Source organism: Marinobacter subterrani (genome assembly GCF_001045555.1).
GTDB classification, from domain to species: Bacteria; Pseudomonadota; Gammaproteobacteria; order Pseudomonadales; family Oleiphilaceae; genus Marinobacter; species Marinobacter subterrani.
In genome coordinates this window covers 2,199,929-2,224,139 of the sequence record NZ_LFBU01000001.1, presented here as the reverse complement: position 1 = coordinate 2,224,139, position 24,211 = coordinate 2,199,929, and the positions used below count along the sequence as shown (strand labels likewise).

Genomic DNA, 24,211 nt, shown 5'->3' with positions numbered 1-24,211 from the left:
TACCACAGAGAATTCCGTGTTAGGCTCCAGCGATTACCCCAATGCAAGCGAATGGAGTGGCCTACCGAACATGAGTAGTGAAGATCTTGATCAAGTAATGGAAATGGATGGCGAAGAGCGGTACGACTACTTTCTGAGCCAGGTGGCGGAGGAGCGGGAAATCTGGATTCTGGTTAACAGCGAGAGCCGATTCCTCAAGATTGCCTCGGATGATGGCGACGTGGAATACCTGCCTGTGTGGCCGGCTTCAGCCTTCGCCTCCGAATACGCCAGCGGCGGCGATGAGCTGACTCCCCGCAGTATTTCACTGCCCGACTTTTTCCGGAAATGGGTGCCGGGATTGACCAAAGATGGTCTTGATGTCGGTGTTTTCCCCGGTCTCGATAAAACCGTGTGGATAACCGAGCCGGAGGAACTCAAGCGGGATCTTCAGGATGTGATGTCGGCTTTTTAGTTTGGTTGAATTCTGTTCAGGTGCCCCGATGATCTGATCAATTGGTTAACAGAGGCCTACCAATGACAACCGACATCCGACACCTCGTGTGTCCCCATTGCCACAAAGTCAATCGCGTACCCGCCGATAAGCTTTCCTCCGGCGGAAATTGCGGTGCCTGCAAGCAGCCGTTATGGCCGGATCAGGTTCTGGAACTGACAGACCAGAGCTTCCCCGCCCACACCGGACGCAGTGATGTGCCGGTGCTGGTGGACTTCTGGGCGAGCTGGTGTGGCCCCTGCAAAATGATGGCGCCGCAATTTGAGCAGGCCGCGAAAGACTGGCGGGGCAAGGTACGCTTTGCCAAGCTGAATACCGAACAGGCTCAGGGCCCGGCCAGCCAGTTTGGCATCCGCAGTATCCCCACAATGATCCTGTTCCAGAATGGCCGGGAGGTGGCCCGCCAGAGCGGCGCCATGAACCAGGCGCAGATCAGCCAATGGCTGCAGTCGAAGGGTATCCGCTAGCCCTGACAGGCAGTTTGCTCTCTGGCCGGTCATTAAAACGCCACAATTGCTGAGGCCCTGCCATTGCAGGGCTGAGGGCACCTATCCGAGCTGTTCCCACAAAGTTATCCACAGTTTTTGTGGGTAAAGCTGACTTTGCAGGTGGCAATAATTGCTTTTGACGCCGGGTTTCGGCTGTATGTGTGCTCTCTTAAACAAAAGCGAACAATGGCTCTCCTCTCCACTAAGAAAATGCCTGTCCTGAATCGAAAAGCTGGAGTTCAGCGAATGCGTTCGCATAAATCCGCCAAACCTCCTCATTAAGTTTCGTAGCCAACTGATTTTCTTGACCTTTTAGAAACTGATGTTGGAATTATGCGAACGGTGAGACTCGAACTTCTGCGTATCGACTCGCATAACCCCGCAGACCATCAATTTAGGTGCTAGGCTAACCAATTGAATCAATGCGCCTTACACCATTTTTCAAAGAGGCGTTTCCGGAATTATGCTAACGGCGTGAAAGCCGAATCAGCTGTTAGCTTCTGGCAGGAGTGAACCAAACTATGGAAGACGATTACCAGAACCCACTGCCGGGGAAAACCTATATAAGCCCGTCACTCCAAGCATTTGGAGATAAGGAGCGAAGGGTTCGTATCGCATCCAAAATACTTCTCTCTGAAGACGGCTATGAATATGCAAAGGAACGCGACGAAGTAGTTTTAAGGAAGAAGCCAGACGCAAAGACCTATATAAAGGCGAAATTCATCGAAGATTCAAGGCAAATCTTTGTCCTAACTGTACAGAAGTTCGTATCAGAAACGGGGCAGCCGTATGGGTCCGGATTTTCCTTTGTAGGTGACGAAATCGGCCGCTTCTGTGAATTTCTAGCAAATATTCATTCGGTTGATTTCAAAAACAAAGCGAAAGTAAATATCACCGACGAAGAGCTTCGAAAAATAGCTTTAACAACTCATCAGGCTAGAGCCTTCCTAGTCGATAACCAAGAGCTGTTTGCAGAAATTCTCAAGTCTGAGGTGACCACTGAAGATATAGTTGCTGTTGGATTTCGAAAGAAGCAATTGAGTGTCTATGACAAGCTTCTAAATAGCGAGAGCTACTTCGATGATTTAAGGGCAAGGAAAAAGTGCTCCAATGAGGCTCTGTGGCAAAAATACTTTGAAAAGAATCCTTGGGTATTTGGTTACGGTTTAGGGTATATATTCCTGTCAAGTCTCGACGACAAAAAGCTAGAGCAAGTAGTTCAGGGGCATAGCATAGGCTCACATGGCAAGCGTGTTGATGCGCTTATGAAAACAAAGGGTATTATTTCCAATCTGTGTTTCGTCGAGATCAAGACTCATACTACAGCACTACTAGAAAGCAAGCCTTACCGATCCGGCTGCTGGGCACCTTCTAAGGAATTAGCGGGCGCTATAGCACAGGTCCAGGGCACAGTGGCCTCTGCCGTGGAAAATCTATCCAGCAGACTTACCCCTAGTGATAGTGAAGGCAATCCGACTGGCGAAGAAATCTATAACTATCAACCTAAATCCTATTTAGTCATAGGTAGTTTGAGCGAATTTTTGTCAGAGCAGGGCGTAAACAAAGATAAGCTGAGGTCCTTTGAGCTACTCCGGAAGAATACTTCCAATCCTGAGATTATTACATTTGATGAACTTTATGAGCGAGCAAAATTCATTGTCCAGCACAACCAAATCTAACCAGTCGCGCCACGCGGACGCACTAAAGTGCGCCGGTGCGCTCAGGCGTTAGTGGAATTATGGATACAGAGTTGAGCTCAGAAGAAGAGCGTCTGGTCTTTATCATTCGCGCGACAAATGTTGTCGAAACCATGATGAAACGCGTCATTTCGGCATTCATTGAAGCGCCAGAACACCGACTTGGATTCGTCAACTCATACCTGTTGAATAACTCAACAATGTCTTTCGGCGCAAAAGTTAAGCTGATCCTAGTGATCGCTAAAGAGCTCTCGCTGAAAGTCGATAAAAATGCGTTCCATGTTTTACTAAGTCGGCGCAACGCCTTTGCCCATCAAGATCATCTGGAGTCAGTAAGGCTGATGTCTCAGCCGGATGGAACGCCCAACGTTTCATTTGTTGTTGAATCCATCAAGAGCTCTGGGACATTAGAGGCCGTCTCTCAAAAACAGGCATTTTCTGAGTTTGTGCGGGCACACGCTGGAGTTGAGTCGGATCTCAACAGGTTGATTGCGAGCTTGGAGAAATAACCCACTAATCAGTGGGTGAAGCTAACCGGTACTACGCTGCGCTCCGCACCGGCAGCTTACCAAAGGCGTTACGCGCAAATCTGAATGTCCGCTTTGCGACCAAGGCGAACGGTTGGGGTAGGTAAGCCTCTAGACAACTCCTGCATCGGAGGGTTGGGTTGATTCAATAGCTTTGTGCGTTGACGTACCGAATATCTGTAAGCGTCCGGGCATCACACCTTGTCAGGTATAGCCGGCTTCCAGTTGTGGGGCAATAGCTCGTCGATGGCGTTGTTTTTCTGCGTCGGCAGGCGGGTCAGCACATCTTTGAGGTAGGCATAGGGATCATGCCCGTTCAGCTTGGCTGACTGGATCAGAGTCATGACCGCCGCAGCACGCCGGCCACTGCGTAGTGATCCCGCGAACAGCCAGTTGGAACGGCCCAGCGCCCAGGGCCGGATCTGGTTTTCCACCCAGTTGTTATCGATGGGCACAGCACCATCGTCCAGGTAGCGCGTCAGCGCTTCCCAGCGTTTGAGGCTGTAATCCAGGGCTTTGGCTGTGCCGGAGCCATCCGGCACTTTCTGTCGGTGGGCCAGCATCCATTGATGCAAGGCGTCAGCAATCGGTCGGGCTTTTGTTTCCCGGATCTCCTGCCGTTTGTCCGGTGGCAGGTCTTTGGTATCCCGCTCGATCTCGTAGAGGGTACCGATGTATTCCAGGGCTTTGGCCGCCAACTCACTCTTGTTGGCTTCGTGCAGGTCGTAGAACTTGCGTCGGGCGTGGGCCATGCAGCCGATTTCGATGATGCCGTTGCCGAACCCGGCCTTGTAGCCAGCATAATCATCACACACCAGCTTGCCCGGCCAGTCGCCCAGGAAGGTGCGGGCGTGTTCGCCCGCGCGGCTGGGCGCGAAGTCGTAAACGGTGGCTTTCAGATCTGAGAACGGCGTGGTGCAGTAGGCCCAGACGTAGGCTTTGTGGGTTTTCTTCTTGCCCGGAGCCAGCATGCTCACCGGGGTTTCATCGGCATGCAGAACGTTGTGTTCCAGCAAGGTGTTTCGCAGTGCATCCGCCAGGGGCTGCAACTGCACACCGCAGGCACCGACCCATTCGGCCAGAGTGGAGCGCGGGATTTCCAGGCCGGCACGGCCGAAGATGCGTTCCTGGCGGTACAGCGGCAAGTGGTCGGCGTACTTGGCCACCAGGACCTGAGCCAACAGACCGGAGGTAGGTATTCCCTTATCGATCACCTGCGCCGGTACCGGTGCCTGGATCAGCGTCTCGCATTTGTCGCAGGCCCACTTGCCCCGGATGTGGCGCTCCACCGTGAACTCGCCGGGGACATAATCCAGCTTCTCACTGACGTCCTCGCCAATGCGCTTGAGCTGGCAGCCACACTGGCATTGGGTATTGTCCGGTTCGTGGTGGATCAGGGTACGGGGCAGTTCCGGTGGCAGCGGTGTACGCTTGGGCTTTTGCTTGGGCCGGGCAGCCTTCTGCTCCTCGGTCATCGCCTGGTCCAGCTCGGCTTCGATCGCCGCCAGGTCGCTGTCGATCAATTCATCCAGCAGCTTGCCCTGAACGGCGTCCAGTTGCTCGCTGCGCCGGGCGTACTTGTGGCGCTTGAGGATGGCTACTTCGTGAGTCAGCTTCTCGATGATGGCGTTGCTGCGCACCAACTCTCGCTCCTTCAGGCCCAAGACTTGATCCTTGGCGTCTAGAGAGTCCATCAGTTCCGTCGCCAGGGCACGGAGCTGATCGGCAGAGAGTTGGTTGATATCGGGGCGCTGAGTCATGCCGCCTAGTATGCCAAGTCCCTGTGCGGCAAGCGATTCGCGGTTCTGGCTATAGCAGCATTACGGCACTTGTGGTTACAGGATGGAGATGACGCCTTCCGCGCCAAGGCGCTGCCAGGGCAGGCCCTGAACCAGAGCGGACAACTGTTCCTCGGTCAGGCGCAGTTGGTCACCGCGCCAGGTTTCACCCCAGTGGAACTTGCCCCGGTTCAGCCGGCGGGCACACAGCCAGATACCGAGGCCATCGTGGATCAGCACCTTCATCCGGTTGCCGCGTTTGTTGGCGAACAGATAGGCGCAATGCGGCCTGGCCGAACCAAACACCTGGATGACTCGCGCCAGCGCCTTGTCCGGCCCCGCCCGCATATCCAGTGGTTCGGTGGCCAGCCAGATCTCGTCGATACGGATCATCCCAACAGGCCCCGGAGCAAAGCAGCACATTGATGCGCCTGCTCCGCAGGCCACTCCACCACAACCGCACCACCGGCGCGGGGAATCTCGATACGGATGGTGCTACGCTTGTCCGAGACCGACGGGTTGCTCGGTGCTGAGGTTGCCGCTGGCAGTTTGACCGGTACAAATTCCGGCGTTTTATCCGCTCGCTGCGCTTCACTCATCCAGCGCCGGACCATGTTGGCGTTGAGGCCGTTATCCAGGGCGATCCGGGAAACGGAGGCACCAGGTGCCAGGCATTGGGCGACAATCTCGGCCTTGAATTCGCGGGAAAAGCGGCGACGGCGCTGGTAGGGTTTGGTTACGCTTAAGTCGTTCATGTTAAGTGTCCACTAGAAAATAAGTGGACACTATCCTGACGGCGGCAGCGCCTGACTCAAGATGGGATTACCGGCCGCTTACGAATATCTGGCTCATGTTTAATAAGCTCCATCAGACAAAGTGCTTGCGAACATTCCGGTTGGTAATGGAAGACGCCCATGTGGCCGGCTTCAGAGAAATGAAAGCTATGACAACACCAGTATTGGTCTACTACGACACGCGGATGCTCGGCCACAATCCGCACGGATGGGACCCCAGTCATCCCGCCTGGACCGATGCGGTCAAGGCGATGATTGCCTTGCAATACCCCGGCAGTAACCTGGAAACCTACAGTCACCCGGAGCGCCCGGAACGACTGACAGCGATCGTTGATAGGCTGATGCTTGACCCAATTGAAGGGGTGCGCTGGGTGCTACCGATGGCAGCCACCACGGCTCAGCTCGAGCGAGTTCATAACAAGGCCTATGTCGCTCACATTGAGTCGTTGAAGGGTGATTCTTGCTGGCTGTCCAAAGACACCACGGCGGTGTCGCCGGGTAGTGTGGAAGCGGCTTGCTTGGCAGCTGGCGCGGGAATCAGTGCAGTCGAGGCTGTCGCGACGGGTGAGGCCCGTCGGGCGTTTTGTTTGCTGCGGCCACCAGGCCATCATGCCCACTCCGACCACGCCTCGGGTTTTTGTCTGTATAACAACCTTGCGGTTACCGCTGCCCATGCGCGTGAAAGCCTTGGCTATCAGCGAGTGATGATCTGGGACTGGGATATGCACCACGGTAACGGCACGCAGGAAATTTTCTACAGTGATCCGTCTGTTCTGGTGGTTGATAGCCACTGTGCGGCGCCCTTTTATCCGGGCAGCGGTTTACAGACTGAAACCGGCACCGGAGCGGGAGCCGGTTCTCAAATCAACATTCCTCTGCCTCTGGGTATCGGCAATGCAGCACTGCTAAAGGTGTTCGACGAGGTGGTAGAGCCCGCGGCGAGGGCATTTCAGCCTGATATTCTGCTGGTGTCTTCAGGCTTCGATTGCCATTACCTCGATATGACCTGCACCATGGATGAAACGGGCTTTGCGATGCTTACCCAGCGTATGAGCGACCTGGCAGACGAGCTGTGTGACGGCCGTTTAGTGCTTCTGCTTGAGGGCGGCTACAACGCCCAGGCCCTGGCCGATAGTGCTCATGCGGTCGTGAAGGTGCTGGCGGGTAACCGGGTAAAATAAAAAAGAGCAAGGCTTATTCGACCTTGCTCAAGTACGATCCCGGATTGGGCTGAACATCAATCAGGTTACGTCAATTTCTACCTGTTCGGGCTTACTTCTGTGTTTCAAATTCCGGAGCCGCCATCAGGCTTTCACGGGACTGACTGATCCTCAGTTCCAGCTTTATAGCCTTGCCGGATCTCTGGATGTCACCCCAGGCGGTGGCTAAGCCCCTATTTGAAAAGGCCTGCTTTGCGACCTTACCGGGTACTTGACTATCTCAAGTTTCGGCCAGGTTTTGGCGACATGACCAATGGATATTGAATCTCTAGCGCGCCTAACCCACAATCATGTCTTTGTAAGTAAACAAACGCTCACTTTAATATGCGGCAGAGAGGTAGTACAGGTGGCTGAACTGGTAGGTTATGAGTTGAAAGACGGCATTGCGACAATCGCCATCAGTAATGGCAAGGCGAATGCCCTGAGCCATGAGGTTTTTGAGGCCCTGAACCAGGCGCTGGACCGCGCGGAGCAGGATAAGGCCGTTGTGATTCTGACCGGCCAGCCCGGCATATTCTCAGCCGGTTACGACCTGAAAGAGATGCAGAAAGGCCCGAAAGAAGCGGTCGCGCTGGTGTCCACCGGCTCCAGACTGACTCGCCGCCTGGCTGCCTTCCCGTTGCCGGTCATCGGCGCCTGCAGCGGCCACGCCATTGCCAAGGGCGCTTTTATTCTGCTGTCAGTCGATCACCGTATTGGCGTGGAAGGGCCGTTCAAGCTGGGACTGAACGAAGTGGCCATTGGCATGACCATGCATCACGCCGGTATAGAAATAGCCAGGCACCGGCTGGCCCCGCCGCATTTCTACCGCTCGGTGATCAATGCCGAAATCTACAACCCGGAAGGTGCAGTGGAGGCGGGGTTCCTGGATGAAGTGGTTGCCCAGGACAAACTGCTCGAGCGGGCTAACGAGCTGGCAAGCCACTTCAAGACCCTGAACATGCGCGCCCACCGGGAAACCAAGGTGAAGGCCAAGGCGGACTACCTGGCCCTACTGGATCGGTGCATTGAGCAGGATGCGAAACATCTGGGACTGAATGGCTGATCAACGATCTGATCGGCAGGAATCAACAGCCTGATGATTGGGCCCGGCAGAAGCGAGGCCCGATCTGGCGCTGTCAGGGCGGTGGCATGGCGCCCTTCGGTATCTGGATGCCCATTGCTTTCATTTGATCAATCAGGCCCTGTCTGAACTCTGGAAGATCCTTGATCCTGTTTTTCCTGTAGGTTGCCACTTCCTCACCTGTGTAAGGCCTGAAATGCTCAGGCGCACTCCCACCGGCAATGCCCTCATCACGCAACATCCAGTTCAGCAGATCCGCCAGTTGCTGGTTGTTTAACGCTGACTGCGAGGCGCCGGGGACCCGGACCAGAAAGGCCCGGCCACCGTCCACCTTGAGAAAGTTGCCGACAAAACCGGCCATCTGGGGAATACCGTTGCGGGGCGATCCCTCGCCGTTAGTCAGGTGGCATCCCAGGCACTGCAGCTGGTAGTTCACTGCCGAGGAATAGCCAGCCTGGCTCAACGGCGCTCGCTCCCCCTCATTCCCCGGCGCCGGGCTCTGGGTGGTGTCCGGGATCACCCTTGCCTCTCCAAGAGGAGAGACAAGGAGCAGGATCAGGGAAATGGCTCGGATGGATGCTTTCATCACTCTGCCTCTCAGGTTGCGATACCCCGAATGACTGCAACGGTGCAGTTGTAAACATTGCTCTCGGCCCCGAGGCACCAGTTGATGTCATTGTTATTGAAGGGGCGGTACATCGGCTCCTCGCTGTCGTTTCGCGTGCAGGCGCACTGGCCGCAACTGTGCTTACCGCAACAGTCATTGTAGGAAATAATGTAATCGATGCCGTCGGCAGGATTGCGACAGGTTCCCACCCAGGTCACCTGGGAGGCTTCAGCGCCCGGCGGGCAGCTGGTTACTGATCCGCCGCAGCAGCTGCACAGAAAGCCGTCTACTGAACAGTAGCGCCAGTAATCACAGCTTGTCGGGTCTCCGGGGTCGCCAGCTTTTGCAGGCTCTGCCGCCAGGGCCTTGCTGGTTCTGTCGATGGGCAGTAACACCGGGGCGGCGGTGCCAATTGCCAGGAGCGAGCCGAATTTCGCGATGAAGTGGCGTCTGCCGGTAGTGTTGGCCACATGGCGTGACGAGCGTTCAAAGAAGCGATCTAGAAATTTCATCTTGTTATTCTCCCTGATCAGGACGGGGTGTGGATGCGCGGGGATTCGGATTGCGTCTTCAGATACTCCTGAAGTGTCGACGAGCCCATCATTTCGGTTTCAAAGAGGCTGTCGAGGTGTTCCCGGGAATTGACCAGCCCTTTGGCTTTCAGGACGCCCTTGGCATCGACCAACGCTGCGTAGGGCAGCTTGCCGATCTGGAAGGTCATGCCAATCTCCGGGCTAACGACATAGCGGCTGTTCTCTAGCCCTGCATCGGCAATCAGCTTCTCCTGGGCGGCCGGGTCGCCGTCACTGACATAAATGACATCAAGATTCTCGCTTGAACGGTCAATTGCCTTGACGGCGGGAATCAGTGATTTGCAAATAGGGCAGGTGGGTGAAAGGAAGAACAGCAGCATGGAGCGTTCGCCGGCATAGCCGATGTTCACGGGTTTGCCCAGGCGATCGGCGGCTGTTACCTGAGGAGCCGGCTGACCTACCTTGACACCTTTGTCCATCATCAGTGCGCCGGCCGGCGCAATGCGTGAATGCAAGACTCCGATCTGACGGATGAGCCCCAGAATCACCACGGCAGTGGCGATCAGAAGAAGCCAGAGTAGTACGTTTGAAACAATCAGTGCTTGCATCTTATTTGTCTCCTGACAATTTGAGCAAAAGGGATCGGTTTGCCAGCCAGAGATCCGCAGCTGCGTATAGCAGAACTGCGACGATGCCGGCGGCAATCATCACGAAGTTGTCGTGCAGGGATAAGGTTCTCTCCAGTACTGGGAGCAGCGCGCCGAGTGCAAGAACGCCGAGAAAGAGGTTGCGCAGCAGCAGCATGGGGTGCAGCGGCTGGTGCATGGCCGGGCCCGAGCAACCGCAATCCATATCATGGCGGCCCCGAAGCAGGTTGATGCCAATGGCCAGTGCGTATGCGGCAACCAAAGTCAGGGCGGCCGCGGCGGCGTACGACCTGCTCGTGGTCCAGAGCAGACCGACGGCGGCCAGTAGCTCGACCACCGGTAACCCCAGGGCAATGACCGGTGTCAGGAAGGACGGTGCCAGCTGATACTCCTCGACCTGGCGCCGAAACCAGTTTGGCTTCCTGAGCTTGTTACTGGCAGCACTGGCGAATATGACACTCAGTGCCAGCGCTGCCGCGGTGCTGATAATGGGATCAATCATCGGGTTACCTCTCAGTGGTTCAGAACCAGAGTCGGTGTCTTGGTTACCCCTGGCATGGTTCCGGTGTGTTGCCCCGAGCCCAGATCAAAAATCTCGAGTCCGCCTTCGATGTTGGTTCCAAGCAGCAGTGGCTCCTTATCGGATGTCGCGCTGAGGCTCCAGATCAGGTTGGGAGATTCCAGGGTTCTCAGTTTCTTGCCGGTTTTGAGATCAAACTCCCAGATGATGGTGCTTGGGTCTTCCCACTGGTGGGGCTTGTGATCCGGGTGCATCAAAACGTACAGACGGTTCAGCGCCGGTGCCGCCGCCGTGAGCTGCCAACCACCGGGCGCCCAGCCGTTGACTCTCTGTTCCTCTGTGGTCAGGGACCAGCGAGGCAGTATTTCGGGTTTCTTCCCGGAAAGGTCCGCTGAGAGCACCTCGCCGTCTGTTGTAACAAAGTAATAGGTTGAGCCCACGTTTGTTGCCCGCTCAACCAGTCGCTCCAGCTCTGGGTCGAAAAAATCCGTGGAAGTGCGGTTAACCTCCTTCCCGGCATCGTTCAGCGTAATTAGCTGAAGCGAGCCGTCGCCACAGAGGGACGCAAACCGGCGATCTCCCACGGGGTAGTTCAGAATGCATCCGGGGATAGCCAGCTCGTTTACAACTTCCTGTTTTACTGTATCGACGATGGTAACCGAGGTGGATGGCGTGAAATTGTAGATATAGACGAACCGGTCGTCGGCACTTGTGCTGAGCGCAAAGCGTTCGGTGAGAGTAAAGGCTCGTTTGGTGGGGATCTTTACTTCCCATTTTGGCGACAGGGTTGTGCTGTCCCACGCGGTCAGAACATCAGTACGGTCGCCACGGGTATAGCGACTGAAAAAGATGTCCGCCGTGTACACGGTGTCACGATCCTTCGACAACACCGCGGGTGCTGCGTGCCCGGTCGGTATCATTCCGAGATAGGTTTTCGAATCCGGGTCAAGCACGACCACTCGGGTGGAGACCATGTTGTTGAATTCGAAATCGATCATATAGCTTCGATGATCGCCGGGGGGCGACAGCTCGGTTTTGCCGACCGTTTCCTCCGGCAATACTGCGAAGGCCGAGGCGCTGATCAGGCCGGAGGCCAGCGTCAGGCCAATGGCCAGTTTCCTGTATGAATGCATGGTTTGGGTCCTCGTTTGTTGTTGTGTGTCGATGCTATTTTTTCACGCTGATAACACGGGCCTGAGTAACGGCTTTGAGCCCTTCGAGCCCGAATTCGCAGCCATAACCAGAAGCTTTGTTGCCTCCGAAAGGCACCATGGGGTGGATGGCTCCGTGCTGGTTGATCCAGATGGTGCCAGCTTCCAGACGGCCGGCGGTTTCCGCTGCAATGGCCGGATCATTGGCCCAGACTGAAGCCCCGAGCGCTGCCGGGAGCCGGTTGGCCGAAACCACAGCTTCGTCAACATCACGATAGCGGACAATCGGCAAGGCGGGTCCGAATTGTTCTTCATCAACGAGTCGCTGACCGTCGTTGATGTTGCCGACCAGCGTCACGGGTAAAAAATATCCTTTGGCCGGTGTTTGACCGAACTCTCTGACGTCGCACTGGTTTGCCCGGGCATCGGCAATCAGTTCACGGACTTTGTCGTACTGCATCTGGTTCTGCAGGGGGCCGATAAGAACACTTTCATCGGTTCCGTCGCCGATGGTCATCTGGCTGGCGATGTCGCCGAGTGATGACATGACCGCCTCGTAGTCATCGTCGTGGACATAGAGTCGCTTGATGCACGCACAGGTCTGGCCCATGTTGAGGAAAGCACCCCAGAAAAGGCCTTCGGCGATGGCCCCAGCGTTGGTGCCGGGCAAAATAATTGCTGCATCATTGCCGCCTAGTTCCAGCGTGATTGGCGCCAGGTTGCGTGCCGAGGCCTCAATAATCCGACGGCCCGTGGCTTCGCTGCCGGTAAACATGATTTTGTCGATGTCAGGGTGGCTGGTCAGTTTGCTCCCAATGCGTCCGTCTCCGGTTACGGTGTTGAGGACGCCGGGCGGCAATACCTGATTGATCAACCTGACCATCTCAAGTGTGGCGATAGGTGTGTACTCGGAGGGCTTGAGAACCACGGTATTGCCCATCCGAATTGCCGGTATGATTTGCCAGATGGCGATCATCAGCGGCCAGTTCCAGGGCGCTATCGCTGCCACGACACCCAGGGGGACGCGGTACAGCGTGTCCTTTCTTTCGGCATCTTCGTAGACGACCTCCGGGGCCAGTTCCAGGCTGGCGGGTACTTGTGTCCATCCGACGCAGGCCTGCATCTCGAATCTTGAGCCCGGCCCGGACAAGGGCTTGCCCTGTTCCCGTGTGATCAGCCCCGCAAGGTATTCGGAGTTCTCTTCCAGGACTTTTGCGATGCTGCTGGTTATCTCCGCGCGTTCCTTGTCACTTCGCCGGGCCCAGGCAGGCTGAGCGTCTCTGGCTGCGCGGACTGCCTGCTCCACCTCGTCCTCGGTGCTGATCGGCGCCAGCCCCAGCAAGTCGCCGTTGGCGGGATTGAAAATTTCATAGCTTTCAACCAGTTCAGCGAACTTACCATTCACAAAGTTTTGATATTTTTGCATGTCTCTGCTCTCCAATCAGAAACCGATGACGGCAATAATTTGGGCATAGGTGTTCAGGTCGTTATCCTGATACTGGGTTCCGCCATTAGCGGCACTGTTTTCAGGTTTGTAGAAACCAATCACCGGGCTGACGAACAGGTTTTCGCGAACTGCCCATTCGGCATAAAGGTCGATTTCCTGACTGTCCAGCTTACCCGTGCTCTGATTGGTATCACTGAAGTCAAAGAACAGCGCACCTACGGCCAGTTTAGATGTCGGGTAAGCTTTTACACCCAAGTGAAGTACATCGGTGTCCGTGTTGAAGGGGCCGGCATAATTAGCGGCGACTTCGCCCTGGAACCAGGTGCCGTAACCTCGGTTGAACCCGAAAAAGAGTGGATCAAAGCCCTCGTCAAACTGAGAGAATCGGGCGCTGACCTCAGGAGTCCATGTCGCTTCTGAAAAACTCCACCCGGCTTCCAGGTACCATGCCTCGGCATCCGGCCGGCTGGCATCGCCCTGGTCCTGGGTGACGATTTCACCAGAAAGAAACAACTGTTCTGTGCCGGCGTTACCCTGATACCGGAGGCTGGTGGTTTTCTGGCCATCCCGGTTGGTGAGACCCAGCGCCTGCGCGTAGTTGTCGGCAACATCCAGCCCCTTGATATGCATGAATCCGAAGGTGCCATAGGGAGCAACGTATTCTAGGTTGATCCCCGCCAGTTCGGTATCGGCCTGGGCATTGTTGTCTGATTGCAGCCAGAACACGTCAGAGCGCAGGCCTGAGTCGCCACCAATGCGCGCAATGGCGGTCTGGTCAAACGCCTTCCTTGCGGCCAGCCAGTAGGCGCCACCGCGATCAAAGTCGAGCCCGCCGCCGTTGAGACTGTCGCCGAGATTGAGAGAGTCACCGTTGATCAGGAACCCGTCACCAATCGCGAAATTCTGTCGACCGACGGATACGTCCAGTCCGTCAGTACCGAGCGCGGGCAGAAGGTTGCCGGAACGGAAGCCGATGTAGGCATCCTCGAGATCGGTCCGTCCCTCATCACCGGAGGTGAAGCCGCCGGCATCGCCGTCGCCCCAGGTGCCCGAGGAGAGGACATTGACGGCGCCATAGGTGGTTGCCGCCTGCGTCAGGTTATAATGGCCTGACACGCCGAACTTGATATACCCCTCTTGCCAGAAGGCGCCGCCCCGGTCTGTGTCATACAGATAGTTCTTGTCGCTGCTGAAGACGCCTGCCGCTATTTCGAGGTCACCGTTCAGCTCGTAGTTCGGGCCACTGGAGAGGGGCGCCGCCAATGCGGACGGGATGATCAGTTGGGAAGTTAAAACCCACAAAACGGGGCTGTTCAGTCGCTGGTTCTTAAACATTCTGACACCTTGTTCTTGTTGGTCTGTAAGCCGGTATCACCGTCCTGCCAGTTCGATATGAAGGCATCGGTGTACCGGTGAAAACGCCACAGCCTATGGTCGTCAACTTCGGCTTTGAGTGCTTTCTCTCCCGTGCCAGAACCTTCACTGATTGCGCCAGGATCGGCTTGAGTTTCCTTGACATTTGTTCAGTATTTGCTCATTTTGAACGACATTGTGATACAAATATAAGAGGTCACAACCATGCTTCCGTGTTCCAATTCTGGCGCTCAGTTTGAAAGCTGGATCAGTAATATCAATGCCATATGCGGTCCTTTTGCTGCGGATCCCATGGGCGATGAGTTCTCTGGCGTCATTGAAAAGGTCGGTGGCTCCGGCCTGAATATGTCCAAAGTGAGCATTCAGGGAGCAAACCTTTTTCGTACAGCTAAAGAGATACGAAAATGCGGAGTTCCTGATTTTTTCTGTGTCTTTCAGACGGAAGGGGAGTCGTTCGTAGAGCAGGCGGGTAATCGGTCTTCGATGGAGACAGGGGACATCGTACTTATGGATTCAGCGCTGCCGTTCCGTTTTTCCTACCCGCGAGAAGCCCGGCAGATTTCGCTCATTCTTCCCCGTGACATCATTGAGCGGGTGCTGAGTCTGAGCAGGATTGAGCTGGGTGTAAAAATCCCCGCCAATTCCCACATCGCCAGTTTTGCATCTAGTCTGGTTACGGAGGCGTCTCTGCATCAGAACCTCGACCTGGATGAAGGTGCAGCCATCCTCGATTCCCTCGCTACCCTGATCAAGCCATCGGTACTCAAGAGTGTCAGCGGTTCAGATCCGCGAGATCGCGTGTTCAGGGACGCCTCGGAGTTTGTGAAAGCCAATATCGGACATCAGGGACTGAACGCCGACATGGTCGCCAATGCGATTGGCGTTTCGGTGCGCAGCCTGTACCGGGTTTTTTCCGCCCGTTCAACAACCCTGTCGGAGTTTGTGAAAGCCCAGCGTCTGGAGATGTGCGCGGAGTATATCCGGGCCCACCGAGGTAAAACGAATCTTACCGAAGCGTCTTACCGATTCGGTTTTTGCAGCTCGAGTTACTTTTCGACGGCGTTCAAGCGCCGGTTCGGACATACGCCTTCTGAGTTCAAGAAACTCTGTGCATGAAGGCGCACACCAGGAAGAAAGGCAAAGCGGCGGTCTGGCAGTGTGCTCTCCAATCTCTTGGCATTGATAAGCGCTTGGTCTAACGTGAAGGGCTCCCTTGCGTAAATACAGGAGCGCGTTGTGTCCCAGTCCGAACAGTTTGCCAGTGATAACTACAGCGGTGTCTGCCCCCAGGCCTGGAAAGCCATGGAAGCGGCAAATCGCACTGATGAGCCGGCCTATGGCGAGGACAGCTGGACCCAGCGGGCGGCGGACGGTTTGCGGTCACTGTTCGATACCGATTGCGATGTCTACTTCGTATTCAACGGCACGGCCGCAAACTCCCTGGCTCTGGCGTCGATCGGCCAATCGTTTCACAGCGTGATCTGCCATGAGCTGGCGCACATTGAAACCGATGAATGCGGCGGGCCGGAGTATGCCTCCAATGGCGCCAAGCTGTTGTTGGGGCAGGGCGAAAACGGCAAGCTGACGCCGGAAAGCATCGAGCACCTGGTGACCAAACGTACCGACATTCATTACCCGAAGCCCAAGGCCCTGAGCCTGACCCAGGCCACCGAAGTGGGTACGGTTTACACCCCGGACGAACTCCGGGCAATCCGCGCGGTGGCGGACAAACACCGGCTCAATATCCATATGGACGGTGCCCGGTTCGCCAATGCGGTGGCTGCGCTGGATGTTCACCCCTCGGAGATTACCTGGAAAGCCGGGGTTGATGTCTTGTGCTTTTCCGGCACCAAGAACGGTCTGGCACTGGGCGAGGCGGTGGTGTTCTTTAACCGGTCGCTGGCGGAGGACTTTGAGTGGCGTTGCAAGCAGGCCGGCCAGCTGGCTTCAAAAATGCGCTACATCTCCGCCCCCTGGTGCGGGCTACTGGAGGACGATGTCTGGCTGCAGAATGCCCGCCACGCAAATGCCTGCGCCGAGCGCCTGGCCCGCGGCCTGGAAGGCCTGCCGGGAGTCAGGCTGCGCTACCCGCGGCAGGTGAATGGTGTTTTTGTTGAAATGCCCGAACCGGTGCAGGCCGAGCTTCGGGCCAGGGGCTGGCGTTTCTACAACTTCATTGGTGGCAGCGCCCGCCTGATGTGCTCATGGGCAACCAGCCGTGAGCAGATCGACCGGTTCCTGGCGGATGTTCAGTCTCTGGTCGGTCACCCCACCATCTGAGTGATGAATGCCCGGTGTTCCCGGAGTGCCCGATCGGCACCGGTCGGTCTCAGCCGAACGCTCTGGCCTGGCTGGCATTGAGCCAGCCTGGAGGCGGCCAGCGGAGTAAGATTGCCCAGCCTCGGGTAGCCTCCGATGGTCTGCCGGTCATTCAGCAGGGCGATAGGCTGGCCGTCCGGCGGCACCTGCACCGCTCCGAGCGAGATGCCTTCCGATATCATCGACTTGATCCGGCACTGCAGCGGCGGGCCGCTGAGCCGAACACCCATGCGGTCAGCCCGGTCGTCCACGCGCCATTCCGAGTTGAAGGCATCAAACAGGCTGCGCCCGGTGAAATCGGCAATCTGTGCGCCGGGCAGCAGGTCCAGGACGACGGGGGCGGCGTAATCCGGTTGTTCCTGCTCCGGAGCTTGGTCCGGTTTCGGGGTTTGCCCGGATGGGGCTGCGACGGATAACCGATCCCCTTCTTTTACTCGCAGACCCTGACCATCAAACCCGCCCAGCTGTTCGCGCACCACACAGGCCACGCTGCCCAGAACCGGCTCGGCTGAAAATCCGCCCGAAACCGCAAGATAGGCACGCAGTCCAGTGGCCGGATTACCGAACTGGATTCGATCGCCCTTGTTAATTCGATGGCTGCGCCAGAGGGCCAACGGCTGATCGTTGTGGCGCGCTGCGAGGTCGGCACCGGCGACGGCAAGGGTAAGATCACACTCCGCCTGTAATTCGATTCCACCAAAGGTGATTTCCAGGGCGGGGGAGCCCCAACGGTTGCCTGCCAGTCGGTTGGCCCACGCCCACGCGTGCAGGTCTGCCGGGCCGCCCTGGGTGACGCCGAGATGTCGAACCCCGAAGCGTCCGGCGTCCTGCAACAGGGCCAGGGGCCCTGCCCGGGTTACCCGAAAACCGGTGATTGCGTCGGCGCTCATGAGTGTGCCTCCTCTCTGGCCGATTCCGCGGGCGTCGGATCGCCACCTTCGCTTTCGAAGGTCTGCCGGTCAACAGCGACAAATCGCACCCGGTCTCCGACTTTCAGCAGGCTGAAGCCGTCCCGGTTCCGGTCAAACAGTCGGGCGGCGGTTCGTCCGATCAGGTTCCAGCCACCGGGGGTAACCACCGGATAGGCCGCTGTCTGCTGTCCGGCGATTGCCACACTGCCGGCGGGTACTTTCTGTCGTGGTGTGTCCAGGCGTGGGCAGGTGAGGCTGTCGTCCAGCAGACCCATGAATGCAAAACCAGGGGCAAACCCGAGAGCAAAGACCCGGTATTCCTGATAACTGTGTGTCTCGATCACGCTGTCTACCGTCATGTCTGAAAGTTCGGCCACGCGCGCCAGATCGGGGCCCACGCTGGGGTCGTACCAGGTCGCAATTTCGTGCAGTTCTCCTTCACCATCGGCATCGTCGGGAACCAGCCTGGACAGCACTTCGACCAGCTTTGCGCGTGCGTTCCAGGGGCTGACCTGCAGTGGATCAAAGATAACCAGCAGGGTGGTGTAGGAGGGCACCAGGTCAACCAGGGCCTCGCCGAAAGTCGCCTCGCAGTCGTTGGTGAGGGCGGTCAGCCACAGCAGGTTGTTTTCCTCAATGGTGTCGAACAGGCGCACCATCCAGCCATCGATACCCGCGGGCTCGAGTCTCGGCAGGGCGTTATGGCTCATGAGGCACTTTCCAGGGTGTTGAGCATGTCTCGGATGCGGCGGACAGCCGCGATGGACTCCTCGTTGTCGCCATGGACGCACAGCGTATCGGCCTGCAGGACCAGATCGCTGCCGTCGCTGGCTGTCAGTGGCTGCCCTGTGGCGATGAGCCGTGCCTGATTGATGATGAGTTCCGGGTCGTGGTGCACGGCGCCGGGTTCGGATCGGGCAACCAGGCGGCCTTCGCTGTCGTACGCCCGGTCAGCGAAGGCCTCAAACCACAGTCTGATGCCATGCTGTTCCGCCTGTTCCCGCATCGTGTCGGTCTGTCGGGTTGCCAGCGTCATCAGTGGCAAGTCGGGGTCGAAGGCCCGGACCGCGCGGGCGACTGCAGCAAATATCTCCGGCTTCTTTGCCATGTCGTTGTACAGAGCGCCGTGGGGTTTGACGTAACGCACCTCGGTACTTTCGGCCCGGCACAGCCCGGAAAGGGCGCCAATCTGATACAGCACCAGATTCTCGATTTCGCTGGCGGAACAGGCCATGGAGCGTCGGCCAAAGCCAACCAGATCCGGATAGGCCGGATGGGCGCCAATACTCACACCGTGATCTTTTGCCAGTCGTATGGTACGGCGCATCACATCGGGGTCTGACGCGTGAAAGCCACAGGCTATATTGGCCATGTCTACGTAGGGCATGACTTCATGATCCAGCCCCATCACCCAGGGGCCGAAGCTTTCACCCATATCGGCGTTCAGCTTCAAAGATCTCATAGTAACCTCGTTGTCTCTGTGAGACGTATCCGCGAAAACTCAGAAAATATTCGAGCGTTCATACTGTTTTGGCCACTCGACGTTTTCGGCCTTCAGGGTCGCGGCTGCTCGCAGCGGCCAGGCCGGGTCAGACAGCAGGGCTCGGCCGAGAACCACCAGATCTGCCTGACCATTGGCAACAACGGATTCCGCCAGATCCGGACTGTGGATCAGACCAACCGCCCCGGTGGCGATGCGGGCTCTGGTGCGAACCGCCTGAGACAGGGGGATCTGATAGCCGGGATGAATCGGGATCTGCTGCCTTGGGTCATTGCCACCTGAGGAACAGTCTATCAGGTCTACTTCGCCCTGGAATTGCAACAGGGTGGCCAGCCGCACCGTGTCGTCCAGGGTCCAGCCGCCTTCCACCCAGTCGGTGCAGGAAAGCCGGACAAACAGGGGCAGCTCTGCCGGCCAGACTTCCCGCACCACCTGGATGGACTCCTGCAGGAAGCGGATGCGGTTTTCGAAGCTGCCGCCATAGGCATCGGTGCGCTGATTGCTGAGCGGTGAGAGAAACTGGTGAATCAGATAGCCGTGGGCACAGTGCAGTTCCAGAGCCTTGAAGCCGGCCTCCCGAGCCCGACGTGCCGCGGACCTGAGGGCCTGGAGAGCCTCGGAAATCTGGTCGTTCGACATCGCAATGGGGGTGTGCCAGCCATCGGCGTAGGGCAGGGCTGAGGCAGAGACCTGGTTATCCCAGCCGCCTTCGGCGACGGTCAGGGGGCGGGACCCTTCCCAGGGCCGGCCGACGGAGGCTTTTCGGCCGGCGTGGCCAAGCTGGATTCCGGGCACGGCGCCTTGCGCTTCCACAAAGCTGGCAATGCGGGCCAGCCGGTCTCGTTGCTCATCGTTCCAGAGCCCGAGGCAGTAGGGTGTGATCCGGCCGTGGGGCTCGGTATGCACCGCTTCGGTAAACACCCAGCCTGCTCCACCGGCCGCCCGGGCGCCCAGGTGTACGAAATGCCAGTCGTTTGACAGCCCGTCCTGGCCGGAATACTGGCACATGGGCGACAGCATGATCCGGTTACGGGCGGTGACCGAGCGAAAGCTTACCGGCCGGAACAGATGCGGGTTGGGATCCCGCTTCAGAATGCGGCGGGCATTCTCGCCACCGGAGCGGGAATCCGTTGCCGGCTGCCCGGATAATTTTGCTGTCTCTGTCATGGTGTTTGTTCCATCAGCGCTTCGAGGGCTGCTGCCTGGCGCAGGAGTTCCCGGTCACTGCCGTTGCGCCCGACCAGCATCAGCCCGCTCGGCAGTTCGTCCGGGGTGTGGTTGGGCAGCGACAGGGCGCACAGGTCCAGCATGTTAGCGACGGTCGGGTTACGCAGAACCAGCAGGTTGAGTCGGGCGTAATCTTCATCCCGCGTTACCTCGTCAAAGCGCGGGGGCACGACAGGAACGGTTGGGGCAAGCAGGCCATCGTAGTCCCGCAGCCATCGGTCAGCCTGTTGTTTGCGTTGCTGCCGCCGGCGGCAAAGCTCCAGGTAGTCGGCTGCGGAAATGGCGGCGCCACGTTCCATACGGCTGCGGACACGGGGGTCGTAGAGCTCTCCGTGTTCGGCCAGCCACTGGCGGTGAACAAAGTAACTTTCGGCAGCGGTGAAGCCGCCACCTTCCATCAGTTCCGGGATGGCCGAAAGCACCGGGGCCGGGGCCTCGATGATGCTGGCGCCGGCATCGCGCAGGCTCTTCAGGCTGCGGGAAAACGCTCGGGCAACGGTTTCATCCATGTTGTCCAGCATGTAGTCGGAGGGAACGACAAAGCGCAGGCCCCTGACCCCGGCAGGTGCCAGCGGTTGGTAGGACCGTCCGGACAGGACGGCATCCAGCCGCGCGCAACAGTCGACACTGCGGGCGATTGGCCCGATCGAGTCCAGGCTGTCGGAGAGCGGGAAGGTGCCGTCCCGGGGAATGCGCTGTTGTGAGGGCTTGAACCCGACCAGGCCGCAGAACGCAGCGGGAATGCGGACGGATCCGCCGGTGTCGCTGCCAATGGCGGCGGCTGCCATACCCTGGGCCACTGCTACGGCGGCACCGGAGGATGACCCCCCGGGGATTCGCCCGGGTGCCAGAGGGTTGTCCGGGGTGCCGTAATGGGGGTTCAGGCCGAGTCCGGAGTAGGCGAACTCGGTCATGTTGGTATGGCCGGTGATCACCGCGCCGGCCCGACGCAGCCGGGAGACGATCAGGGCATCCTGGCTGGCCGGCGCCTGCCAGCCCCGGGAGCCCGAATGGGTAATTTCACCGGCCACGTCAAACAGTGCCTTGAGGGCAATGGGCAGGCCGGCCAGTTCGCCGGGCGGAACGCCGCCGGCTTTGAGTCGATCGGCGGCCGCCGCCTCGGCCCGGGCGGTTCGGTCGAAGCGTTTGGTGTAAACGCGGGCCGCGGGGTTGTCCTTGCTGTCGATGCTGGAGAAACAGGCATCGAGCAGGTCGGTGGACCGCCAGAGCCCGTCGCGCATGCCGTCGAGCAGCGCCTGCAGAGTGGGTTCGTGGGAGCCTGCCAGGGTTTTCATGAGACCACCGGCAGTGTCCGGATGTCATACCGGTGTTCCAGGCTCCGGTGGGTGACCGGGTCGGTCAGTACCATCCGGAATGCCTGGGCGGGGCGAACGCCTCCGATCACCGGCAGTGTGCCACACAGCATGGCCTCGCCGGGGGCCAGTTCCGGTTTTTCCCGGCCAAACCGGCTCAGCAGTTCTGCCGGGTGCAGCAGGCCGGTGACCGGCCCTTCCTGATAGCGCACTTCGTCGCCGCTGATGGTGGCGTAGGAGGTTATTTCGAGCTTGTCCCAGTGCCCGATCACATCCTCCAGCCACCAGACCTGGCGGCTCACTGGTTTGGCACACACCTGCTTGGAGTGGGCAACAGACCAGGCTTCGGCTTCACGGTCGGTGTGATCCGAGCCGATGGCCACCAGGGTGCCCTCCGTGGTGCCAATCAACACCACTTCGGCTTCGCCGCTGGTCTGCTCACCCAGCACCTGGATTTCCGGGGCCGTGGTGAACTGGTTGGCCGCCACCCGGTAGAACAGCGGTGTGCTTGAGGGTGGCTTCACGCCAATCGCCTTGAGCTCCTCGATATGCTCATCAATACCGGCTTGCTCACGCCCCGCCCAGCCCGCGATGATGAGTTCCCGGATGTCGATCTCCAGGGTGTCGTCAGTGTCGGCAAGTTGAAAAGTAGTCATGGTTGGCTCCGGTTAATGTTAGTGGGCACGGGGTCAGTCCATCAGCCCGGGCAGGAACAGTGCCACGGACGGGAACAATACAAGAATGACAGCCATCAGCAGCATCATGCCGACATAGGGCATGGCGCCGACCATCACATCGCTGAACGGCCCGCCCTTGCGAACCCCCTGGACAACGTAGAGGTTCAGACCGACCGGTGGGGTAATTAGTGCCATCTCGATCAGCAGAATCAGCAGGATGCCAAACCAGACCGGATCGAACCCCAGGCTGATAATAATGGGGGCGACAATGGGAATGGTGATGACCATCAGTGACAGGGTCTCGATAAAGAACCCGAGCACGATGTAGAGCAGGATGGCGAGCATCAGGGTGGAATAGGGGCCCAGGCCGGCGGATTCCAGAAAGCTGGAAAGCTCCCGGGTGACACCGGAGGAGGCCAGTACAAAGTTCAGGAAGTAGGAGGCCATGATGATCAGCATGATCATGCCGGTGGTTTTCATGGTGCCGTCCAGGGCCTCGATGATCACCCCCATAGAGAGCTTGCCCATGGACAGGGCGATGACCATGGCGCCGAGTACGCCCAGGGAGGCCGCTTCAGTGGGGGTTGCCAGCCCGGTGTAGATTGAACCCACCACAATGCCGAACAGGGCAAGCACCGGGATCAGGTTCCAGAGCCCGGAGATCCGTTCACTCCAGCTGTGGCTGGTGCTTGGCCCGCCCAGTGAAGGCTTCCATATACAGATGAGCGCAGTCCCTACGATAAACAGCAGGGCCAGTAACAGTCCCGGCAACAGGCCTGCGGCAAACAGCTGGGGAATGGAGGTTTCCGTCAGGAAGCCATAGACAATCAGGTTGATGGACGGCGGGATCATGATGCCCAGGGTGCCACCGGCGGCAATGGACCCGGTGAACAGCCGCTGATCGTATTTCATCTCCTTGCCCTGGGGAATGGCGACAGTGCCAATGGTGGCCGCCGTGGCCACGCTGGAACCGGAGGTGGCGGAGAACAGGGTGGCGGTGCCAATGTTGGCATGCAGCAGCCCGCCCGGCAGCCACGACAGCCAGCTTTCGAGGGAGCGGTAAGTGCCCTTGGCGATGCCGGTTCTGACCAGGATTTCACCAAGCAGGATAAACAGCGGAATGGCAATCAGCAGAAAGCTGTCTGACGCCGTCCAGAGCACATCACCCATGGCCCGGAACAGCGGGAAGGGCGAGAAGAATTCGTCCAGCATCAGCGCCAGAACCACCAGCGTGGCGGCTACGGGTACGCTCAGTACCAGCAGGACCAGAAGAATGATTAATGCGGTCAGAATCATGACTGTGCTTCCCGGTTTTCGTGCTCGATTTGTTCATCCAGCGTAGGGCTTCCGGCCAGCGCCTGGACACCATCGATATCGCCCTGGCAGAGCGCGAGAATCACCCGCAGGGTGAGCAGGCATACGACAAAACCGAACCAGGTAAGGCCGGCCAGCCAGAGTGTCTGGGGTATCCACAAAGGAGTGCCGAGGGGGGTGTTGGCGGTCGCACCATCCGCAAAAGAGGCGTAGGCAACATCAAAAACCGCCCCGACCACGAGCACGCAGAACAGCGCCATCGCCAGCAGAGCCAGCAGGTCGAGAGCCGCACGTACTTTGGTCGGGAAATTGAGATACAGGGCGTCAATCCGGATATGCGCCTTGCACAGCAGGGTATGGGCAAAGCACCAACTGGTGCTGACCGCCATGATGTAGCCGGTGATTTCGGTGGCATGCACGGCGGATCGGCCCATAAGCTGGCGGGTGATCACTTCGATGGTGACGATCGCCACGGTCAGCAGAATCAGCGCGCCGCCGGCCCGGGCCAGCCAGAGTGAGCCGGTCTGAGCTATCCCCAGCAGCCGGTCGAGGCTTGAGTTGGCCTGTTGCAACATAGTGTTCTCCAGGGCGACCGGGCGCGGGTGCTGCC

26 protein-coding genes are annotated in these 24,211 nt (G+C 58.2%); 8 read left to right on the top strand and 18 right to left on the bottom strand.

From position 1 onward, the window contains the following. The first annotated feature begins 70 nt into the window (after positions 1-70). The 4 genes from msub_RS10455 to msub_RS10440 all read left to right on the top strand — a co-directional run bounded on the left by msub_RS10455 (position 71) and on the right by msub_RS10440 (position 3,187). Positions 71-454, top strand: a complete 384-nt coding sequence (locus msub_RS10455) for a DUF2750 domain-containing protein (RefSeq protein WP_048495963.1) — start codon at positions 71-73, stop codon at positions 452-454. A gap of 62 nt (positions 455-516) precedes the next feature. After that, positions 517-960, top strand: a complete 444-nt coding sequence (gene trxC, locus msub_RS10450) for a thioredoxin TrxC (RefSeq protein ID WP_048495962.1) — start codon at positions 517-519, stop codon at positions 958-960. Positions 961-1,502: 542 nt separating this feature from the next. Beyond that, positions 1,503-2,660 (top strand): Shedu immune nuclease family protein, encoded by a 1,158-nt coding sequence (locus msub_RS10445; protein WP_048495961.1) that lies wholly within the window; start codon positions 1,503-1,505, stop codon positions 2,658-2,660. Between the two features lie 59 nt (positions 2,661-2,719). Beyond that, positions 2,720-3,187: a hypothetical protein gene (locus msub_RS10440; RefSeq protein ID WP_048495960.1), complete on the top strand. Its 468-nt coding sequence runs from the start codon at positions 2,720-2,722 to the stop codon at positions 3,185-3,187. Between the two features lie 212 nt (positions 3,188-3,399). Here the strand turns inward: msub_RS10440 and tnpC are convergent, their stop codons facing one another. The 3 genes from tnpC to tnpA all read right to left on the bottom strand — a co-directional run bounded on the left by tnpC (position 3,400) and on the right by tnpA (position 5,738). Beyond that, positions 3,400-4,965 carry an IS66 family transposase gene (gene tnpC, locus msub_RS10435; RefSeq protein WP_048494322.1) on the bottom strand — a complete coding sequence of 522 codons (1,566 nt, stop codon included), beginning with the start codon at positions 4,963-4,965 and terminating at the stop codon, positions 3,400-3,402. 75 nt (positions 4,966-5,040) lie between these two features. Beyond that, positions 5,041-5,376, bottom strand: a complete 336-nt coding sequence (tnpB, locus tag msub_RS10430; protein WP_048494323.1) for an IS66 family insertion sequence element accessory protein TnpB — start codon at positions 5,374-5,376, stop codon at positions 5,041-5,043. Further along, positions 5,373-5,738, bottom strand: coding sequence for an IS66-like element accessory protein TnpA (tnpA, locus tag msub_RS10425; RefSeq protein WP_048494324.1), 366 nt, complete (start codon positions 5,736-5,738; stop codon positions 5,373-5,375). Before tnpA ends, tnpB begins: the two co-directional genes overlap by 4 nt. 146 nt (positions 5,739-5,884) lie before the next feature. Here tnpA and msub_RS10420 point away from each other — a divergent pair, with 146 nt between their 5' ends. Then, a complete protein-coding gene (locus msub_RS10420; RefSeq protein ID WP_053077949.1) occupies positions 5,885-6,958 on the top strand; it encodes a histone deacetylase family protein in 1,074 nt (357 codons plus the stop codon). Between the two features lie 385 nt (positions 6,959-7,343). Further along, positions 7,344-8,042: a crotonase/enoyl-CoA hydratase family protein gene (locus msub_RS10415; RefSeq protein ID WP_048495959.1), complete on the top strand. Its 699-nt coding sequence runs from the start codon at positions 7,344-7,346 to the stop codon at positions 8,040-8,042. A gap of 73 nt (positions 8,043-8,115) precedes the next feature. On the opposite strand, the gene msub_RS10410 is transcribed toward msub_RS10415, so the two are convergent. From msub_RS10410 to msub_RS10380, 7 genes are read right to left on the bottom strand one after another with little or no spacing between them, the layout of a single operon-like run. Beyond that, positions 8,116-8,646, bottom strand: coding sequence for a hypothetical protein (locus msub_RS10410; RefSeq protein WP_048495958.1), 531 nt, complete (start codon positions 8,644-8,646; stop codon positions 8,116-8,118). An 11-nt stretch (positions 8,647-8,657) separates the two neighbouring features. Further along, the gene (locus msub_RS10405) at positions 8,658-9,179 is read right to left on the bottom strand and encodes a methylamine dehydrogenase light chain (protein ID WP_048495957.1); all 522 of its coding nucleotides are present in this window, start codon (positions 9,177-9,179) and stop codon (positions 8,658-8,660) included. A gap of 17 nt (positions 9,180-9,196) precedes the next feature. Then, on the bottom strand, positions 9,197-9,808 hold the full coding sequence (gene mauD / locus msub_RS10400) for a methylamine dehydrogenase accessory protein MauD (RefSeq protein ID WP_048495956.1): 612 nt from the start codon (positions 9,806-9,808) through the stop codon (positions 9,197-9,199). 1 nt (position 9,809) lies between these two features. Beyond that, complete coding sequence (locus tag msub_RS10395; protein WP_048495955.1) at positions 9,810-10,349, bottom strand: MauE/DoxX family redox-associated membrane protein; 540 nt, start codon at positions 10,347-10,349, stop codon at positions 9,810-9,812. An 11-nt stretch (positions 10,350-10,360) separates the two neighbouring features. Beyond that, positions 10,361-11,500 carry an amine dehydrogenase large subunit gene (locus tag msub_RS10390; RefSeq protein ID WP_048495954.1) on the bottom strand — a complete coding sequence of 380 codons (1,140 nt, stop codon included), beginning with the start codon at positions 11,498-11,500 and terminating at the stop codon, positions 10,361-10,363. 34 nt (positions 11,501-11,534) lie between these two features. After that, positions 11,535-12,944 carry an aldehyde dehydrogenase family protein gene (locus tag msub_RS10385; RefSeq protein ID WP_048495953.1) on the bottom strand — a complete coding sequence of 470 codons (1,410 nt, stop codon included), beginning with the start codon at positions 12,942-12,944 and terminating at the stop codon, positions 11,535-11,537. A 15-nt stretch (positions 12,945-12,959) separates the two neighbouring features. Continuing rightward, positions 12,960-14,300 (bottom strand): alginate export family protein, encoded by a 1,341-nt coding sequence (locus tag msub_RS10380; protein WP_156182744.1) that lies wholly within the window; start codon positions 14,298-14,300, stop codon positions 12,960-12,962. A 243-nt stretch (positions 14,301-14,543) separates the two neighbouring features. Between msub_RS10380 and feaR the strand changes: the two genes are divergently transcribed. Both feaR and msub_RS10370 read left to right on the top strand, forming a co-directional pair. Then, the gene (gene feaR, locus msub_RS10375) at positions 14,544-15,455 is read left to right on the top strand and encodes a transcriptional regulator FeaR (RefSeq protein WP_048495952.1); all 912 of its coding nucleotides are present in this window, start codon (positions 14,544-14,546) and stop codon (positions 15,453-15,455) included. A gap of 120 nt (positions 15,456-15,575) precedes the next feature. Continuing rightward, a complete protein-coding gene (locus msub_RS10370) occupies positions 15,576-16,619 on the top strand; it encodes a threonine aldolase family protein (protein ID WP_048495951.1) in 1,044 nt (347 codons plus the stop codon). Here msub_RS10370 and msub_RS10365 read toward each other — a convergent pair. Genes msub_RS10365 through msub_RS10330 form a run of 8 tightly spaced genes read right to left on the bottom strand, consistent with a single transcriptional unit; the run spans position 16,604 to position 24,176 of the window. Then, a complete protein-coding gene (locus msub_RS10365; protein WP_048495950.1) occupies positions 16,604-17,548 on the bottom strand; it encodes a 5-oxoprolinase subunit C family protein in 945 nt (314 codons plus the stop codon). The two genes, msub_RS10370 and msub_RS10365, sit on opposite strands and share 16 nt — an antisense overlap. Next, positions 17,545-18,279: a 5-oxoprolinase subunit PxpB gene (pxpB, locus tag msub_RS10360; RefSeq protein ID WP_048495949.1), complete on the bottom strand. Its 735-nt coding sequence runs from the start codon at positions 18,277-18,279 to the stop codon at positions 17,545-17,547. Before pxpB ends, msub_RS10365 begins: the two co-directional genes overlap by 4 nt. Beyond that, positions 18,276-19,031, bottom strand: coding sequence for a 5-oxoprolinase subunit PxpA (locus msub_RS10355; RefSeq protein ID WP_048495948.1), 756 nt, complete (start codon positions 19,029-19,031; stop codon positions 18,276-18,278). Before msub_RS10355 ends, pxpB begins: the two co-directional genes overlap by 4 nt. Before the next feature lie 39 nt (positions 19,032-19,070). Continuing rightward, entirely contained in the window at positions 19,071-20,237 is a 1,167-nt protein-coding gene (locus msub_RS10350; RefSeq protein ID WP_082146454.1) for an NADH:flavin oxidoreductase/NADH oxidase, read from the bottom strand. Next, a complete protein-coding gene (locus tag msub_RS10345; RefSeq protein WP_048495947.1) occupies positions 20,234-21,592 on the bottom strand; it encodes an amidase in 1,359 nt (452 codons plus the stop codon). The genes msub_RS10350 and msub_RS10345 overlap by 4 nt, the downstream gene beginning before the upstream one ends. Next, positions 21,589-22,266, bottom strand: coding sequence for a DUF2848 domain-containing protein (locus msub_RS10340; protein ID WP_048495946.1), 678 nt, complete (start codon positions 22,264-22,266; stop codon positions 21,589-21,591). The genes msub_RS10345 and msub_RS10340 overlap by 4 nt, the downstream gene beginning before the upstream one ends. Positions 22,267-22,299: 33 nt before the next feature. Continuing rightward, entirely contained in the window at positions 22,300-23,583 is a 1,284-nt protein-coding gene (locus msub_RS10335; RefSeq protein ID WP_048495945.1) for a TRAP transporter large permease, read from the bottom strand. Next, positions 23,580-24,176: a TRAP transporter small permease subunit gene (locus msub_RS10330; protein WP_048495944.1), complete on the bottom strand. Its 597-nt coding sequence runs from the start codon at positions 24,174-24,176 to the stop codon at positions 23,580-23,582. Before msub_RS10330 ends, msub_RS10335 begins: the two co-directional genes overlap by 4 nt. Positions 24,177-24,211 lie beyond the last annotated feature (35 nt).

Bases quoted from the DNA above. Each gene is read 5' to 3' on its own strand.
- msub_RS10455 (WP_048495963.1), top strand. From the start codon at position 71: ATGAGTAGTGAAGATCTTGATCAAGTAATGGAAATGGATGGCGAAGAG.
- trxC (WP_048495962.1), top strand. From the start codon at position 517: ATGACAACCGACATCCGACACCTCGTGTGTCCCCATTGCCACAAAGTC.
- msub_RS10445 (WP_048495961.1), top strand. From the start codon at position 1,503: ATGGAAGACGATTACCAGAACCCACTGCCGGGGAAAACCTATATAAGC.
- msub_RS10440 (WP_048495960.1), top strand. From the start codon at position 2,720: ATGGATACAGAGTTGAGCTCAGAAGAAGAGCGTCTGGTCTTTATCATT.
- tnpC (WP_048494322.1), bottom strand. From the start codon at position 4,965: ATGACTCAGCGCCCCGATATCAACCAACTCTCTGCCGATCAGCTCCGT.
- tnpB (WP_048494323.1), bottom strand. From the start codon at position 5,376: ATGATCCGTATCGACGAGATCTGGCTGGCCACCGAACCACTGGATATG.
- tnpA (WP_048494324.1), bottom strand. From the start codon at position 5,738: ATGAACGACTTAAGCGTAACCAAACCCTACCAGCGCCGTCGCCGCTTT.
- msub_RS10420 (WP_053077949.1), top strand. From the start codon at position 5,885: ATGGAAGACGCCCATGTGGCCGGCTTCAGAGAAATGAAAGCTATGACA.
- msub_RS10410 (WP_048495958.1), bottom strand. From the start codon at position 8,646: ATGAAAGCATCCATCCGAGCCATTTCCCTGATCCTGCTCCTTGTCTCT.
- msub_RS10405 (WP_048495957.1), bottom strand. From the start codon at position 9,179: ATGAAATTTCTAGATCGCTTCTTTGAACGCTCGTCACGCCATGTGGCC.
- mauD (WP_048495956.1), bottom strand. From the start codon at position 9,808: ATGCAAGCACTGATTGTTTCAAACGTACTACTCTGGCTTCTTCTGATC.
- msub_RS10395 (WP_048495955.1), bottom strand. From the start codon at position 10,349: ATGATTGATCCCATTATCAGCACCGCGGCAGCGCTGGCACTGAGTGTC.
- msub_RS10390 (WP_048495954.1), bottom strand. From the start codon at position 11,500: ATGCATTCATACAGGAAACTGGCCATTGGCCTGACGCTGGCCTCCGGC.
- msub_RS10385 (WP_048495953.1), bottom strand. From the start codon at position 12,944: ATGCAAAAATATCAAAACTTTGTGAATGGTAAGTTCGCTGAACTGGTT.
- msub_RS10380 (WP_156182744.1), bottom strand. From the start codon at position 14,300: ATGTTTAAGAACCAGCGACTGAACAGCCCCGTTTTGTGGGTTTTAACT.
- feaR (WP_048495952.1), top strand. From the start codon at position 14,544: ATGCTTCCGTGTTCCAATTCTGGCGCTCAGTTTGAAAGCTGGATCAGT.
- msub_RS10365 (WP_048495950.1), bottom strand. From the start codon at position 17,548: ATGAGCGCCGACGCAATCACCGGTTTTCGGGTAACCCGGGCAGGGCCC.
- pxpB (WP_048495949.1), bottom strand. From the start codon at position 18,279: ATGAGCCATAACGCCCTGCCGAGACTCGAGCCCGCGGGTATCGATGGC.
- msub_RS10355 (WP_048495948.1), bottom strand. From the start codon at position 19,031: ATGAGATCTTTGAAGCTGAACGCCGATATGGGTGAAAGCTTCGGCCCC.
- msub_RS10350 (WP_082146454.1), bottom strand. From the start codon at position 20,237: ATGACAGAGACAGCAAAATTATCCGGGCAGCCGGCAACGGATTCCCGC.
- msub_RS10345 (WP_048495947.1), bottom strand. From the start codon at position 21,592: ATGAAAACCCTGGCAGGCTCCCACGAACCCACTCTGCAGGCGCTGCTC.
- msub_RS10340 (WP_048495946.1), bottom strand. From the start codon at position 22,266: ATGACTACTTTTCAACTTGCCGACACTGACGACACCCTGGAGATCGAC.
- msub_RS10335 (WP_048495945.1), bottom strand. From the start codon at position 23,583: ATGATTCTGACCGCATTAATCATTCTTCTGGTCCTGCTGGTACTGAGC.
- msub_RS10330 (WP_048495944.1), bottom strand. From the start codon at position 24,176: ATGTTGCAACAGGCCAACTCAAGCCTCGACCGGCTGCTGGGGATAGCT.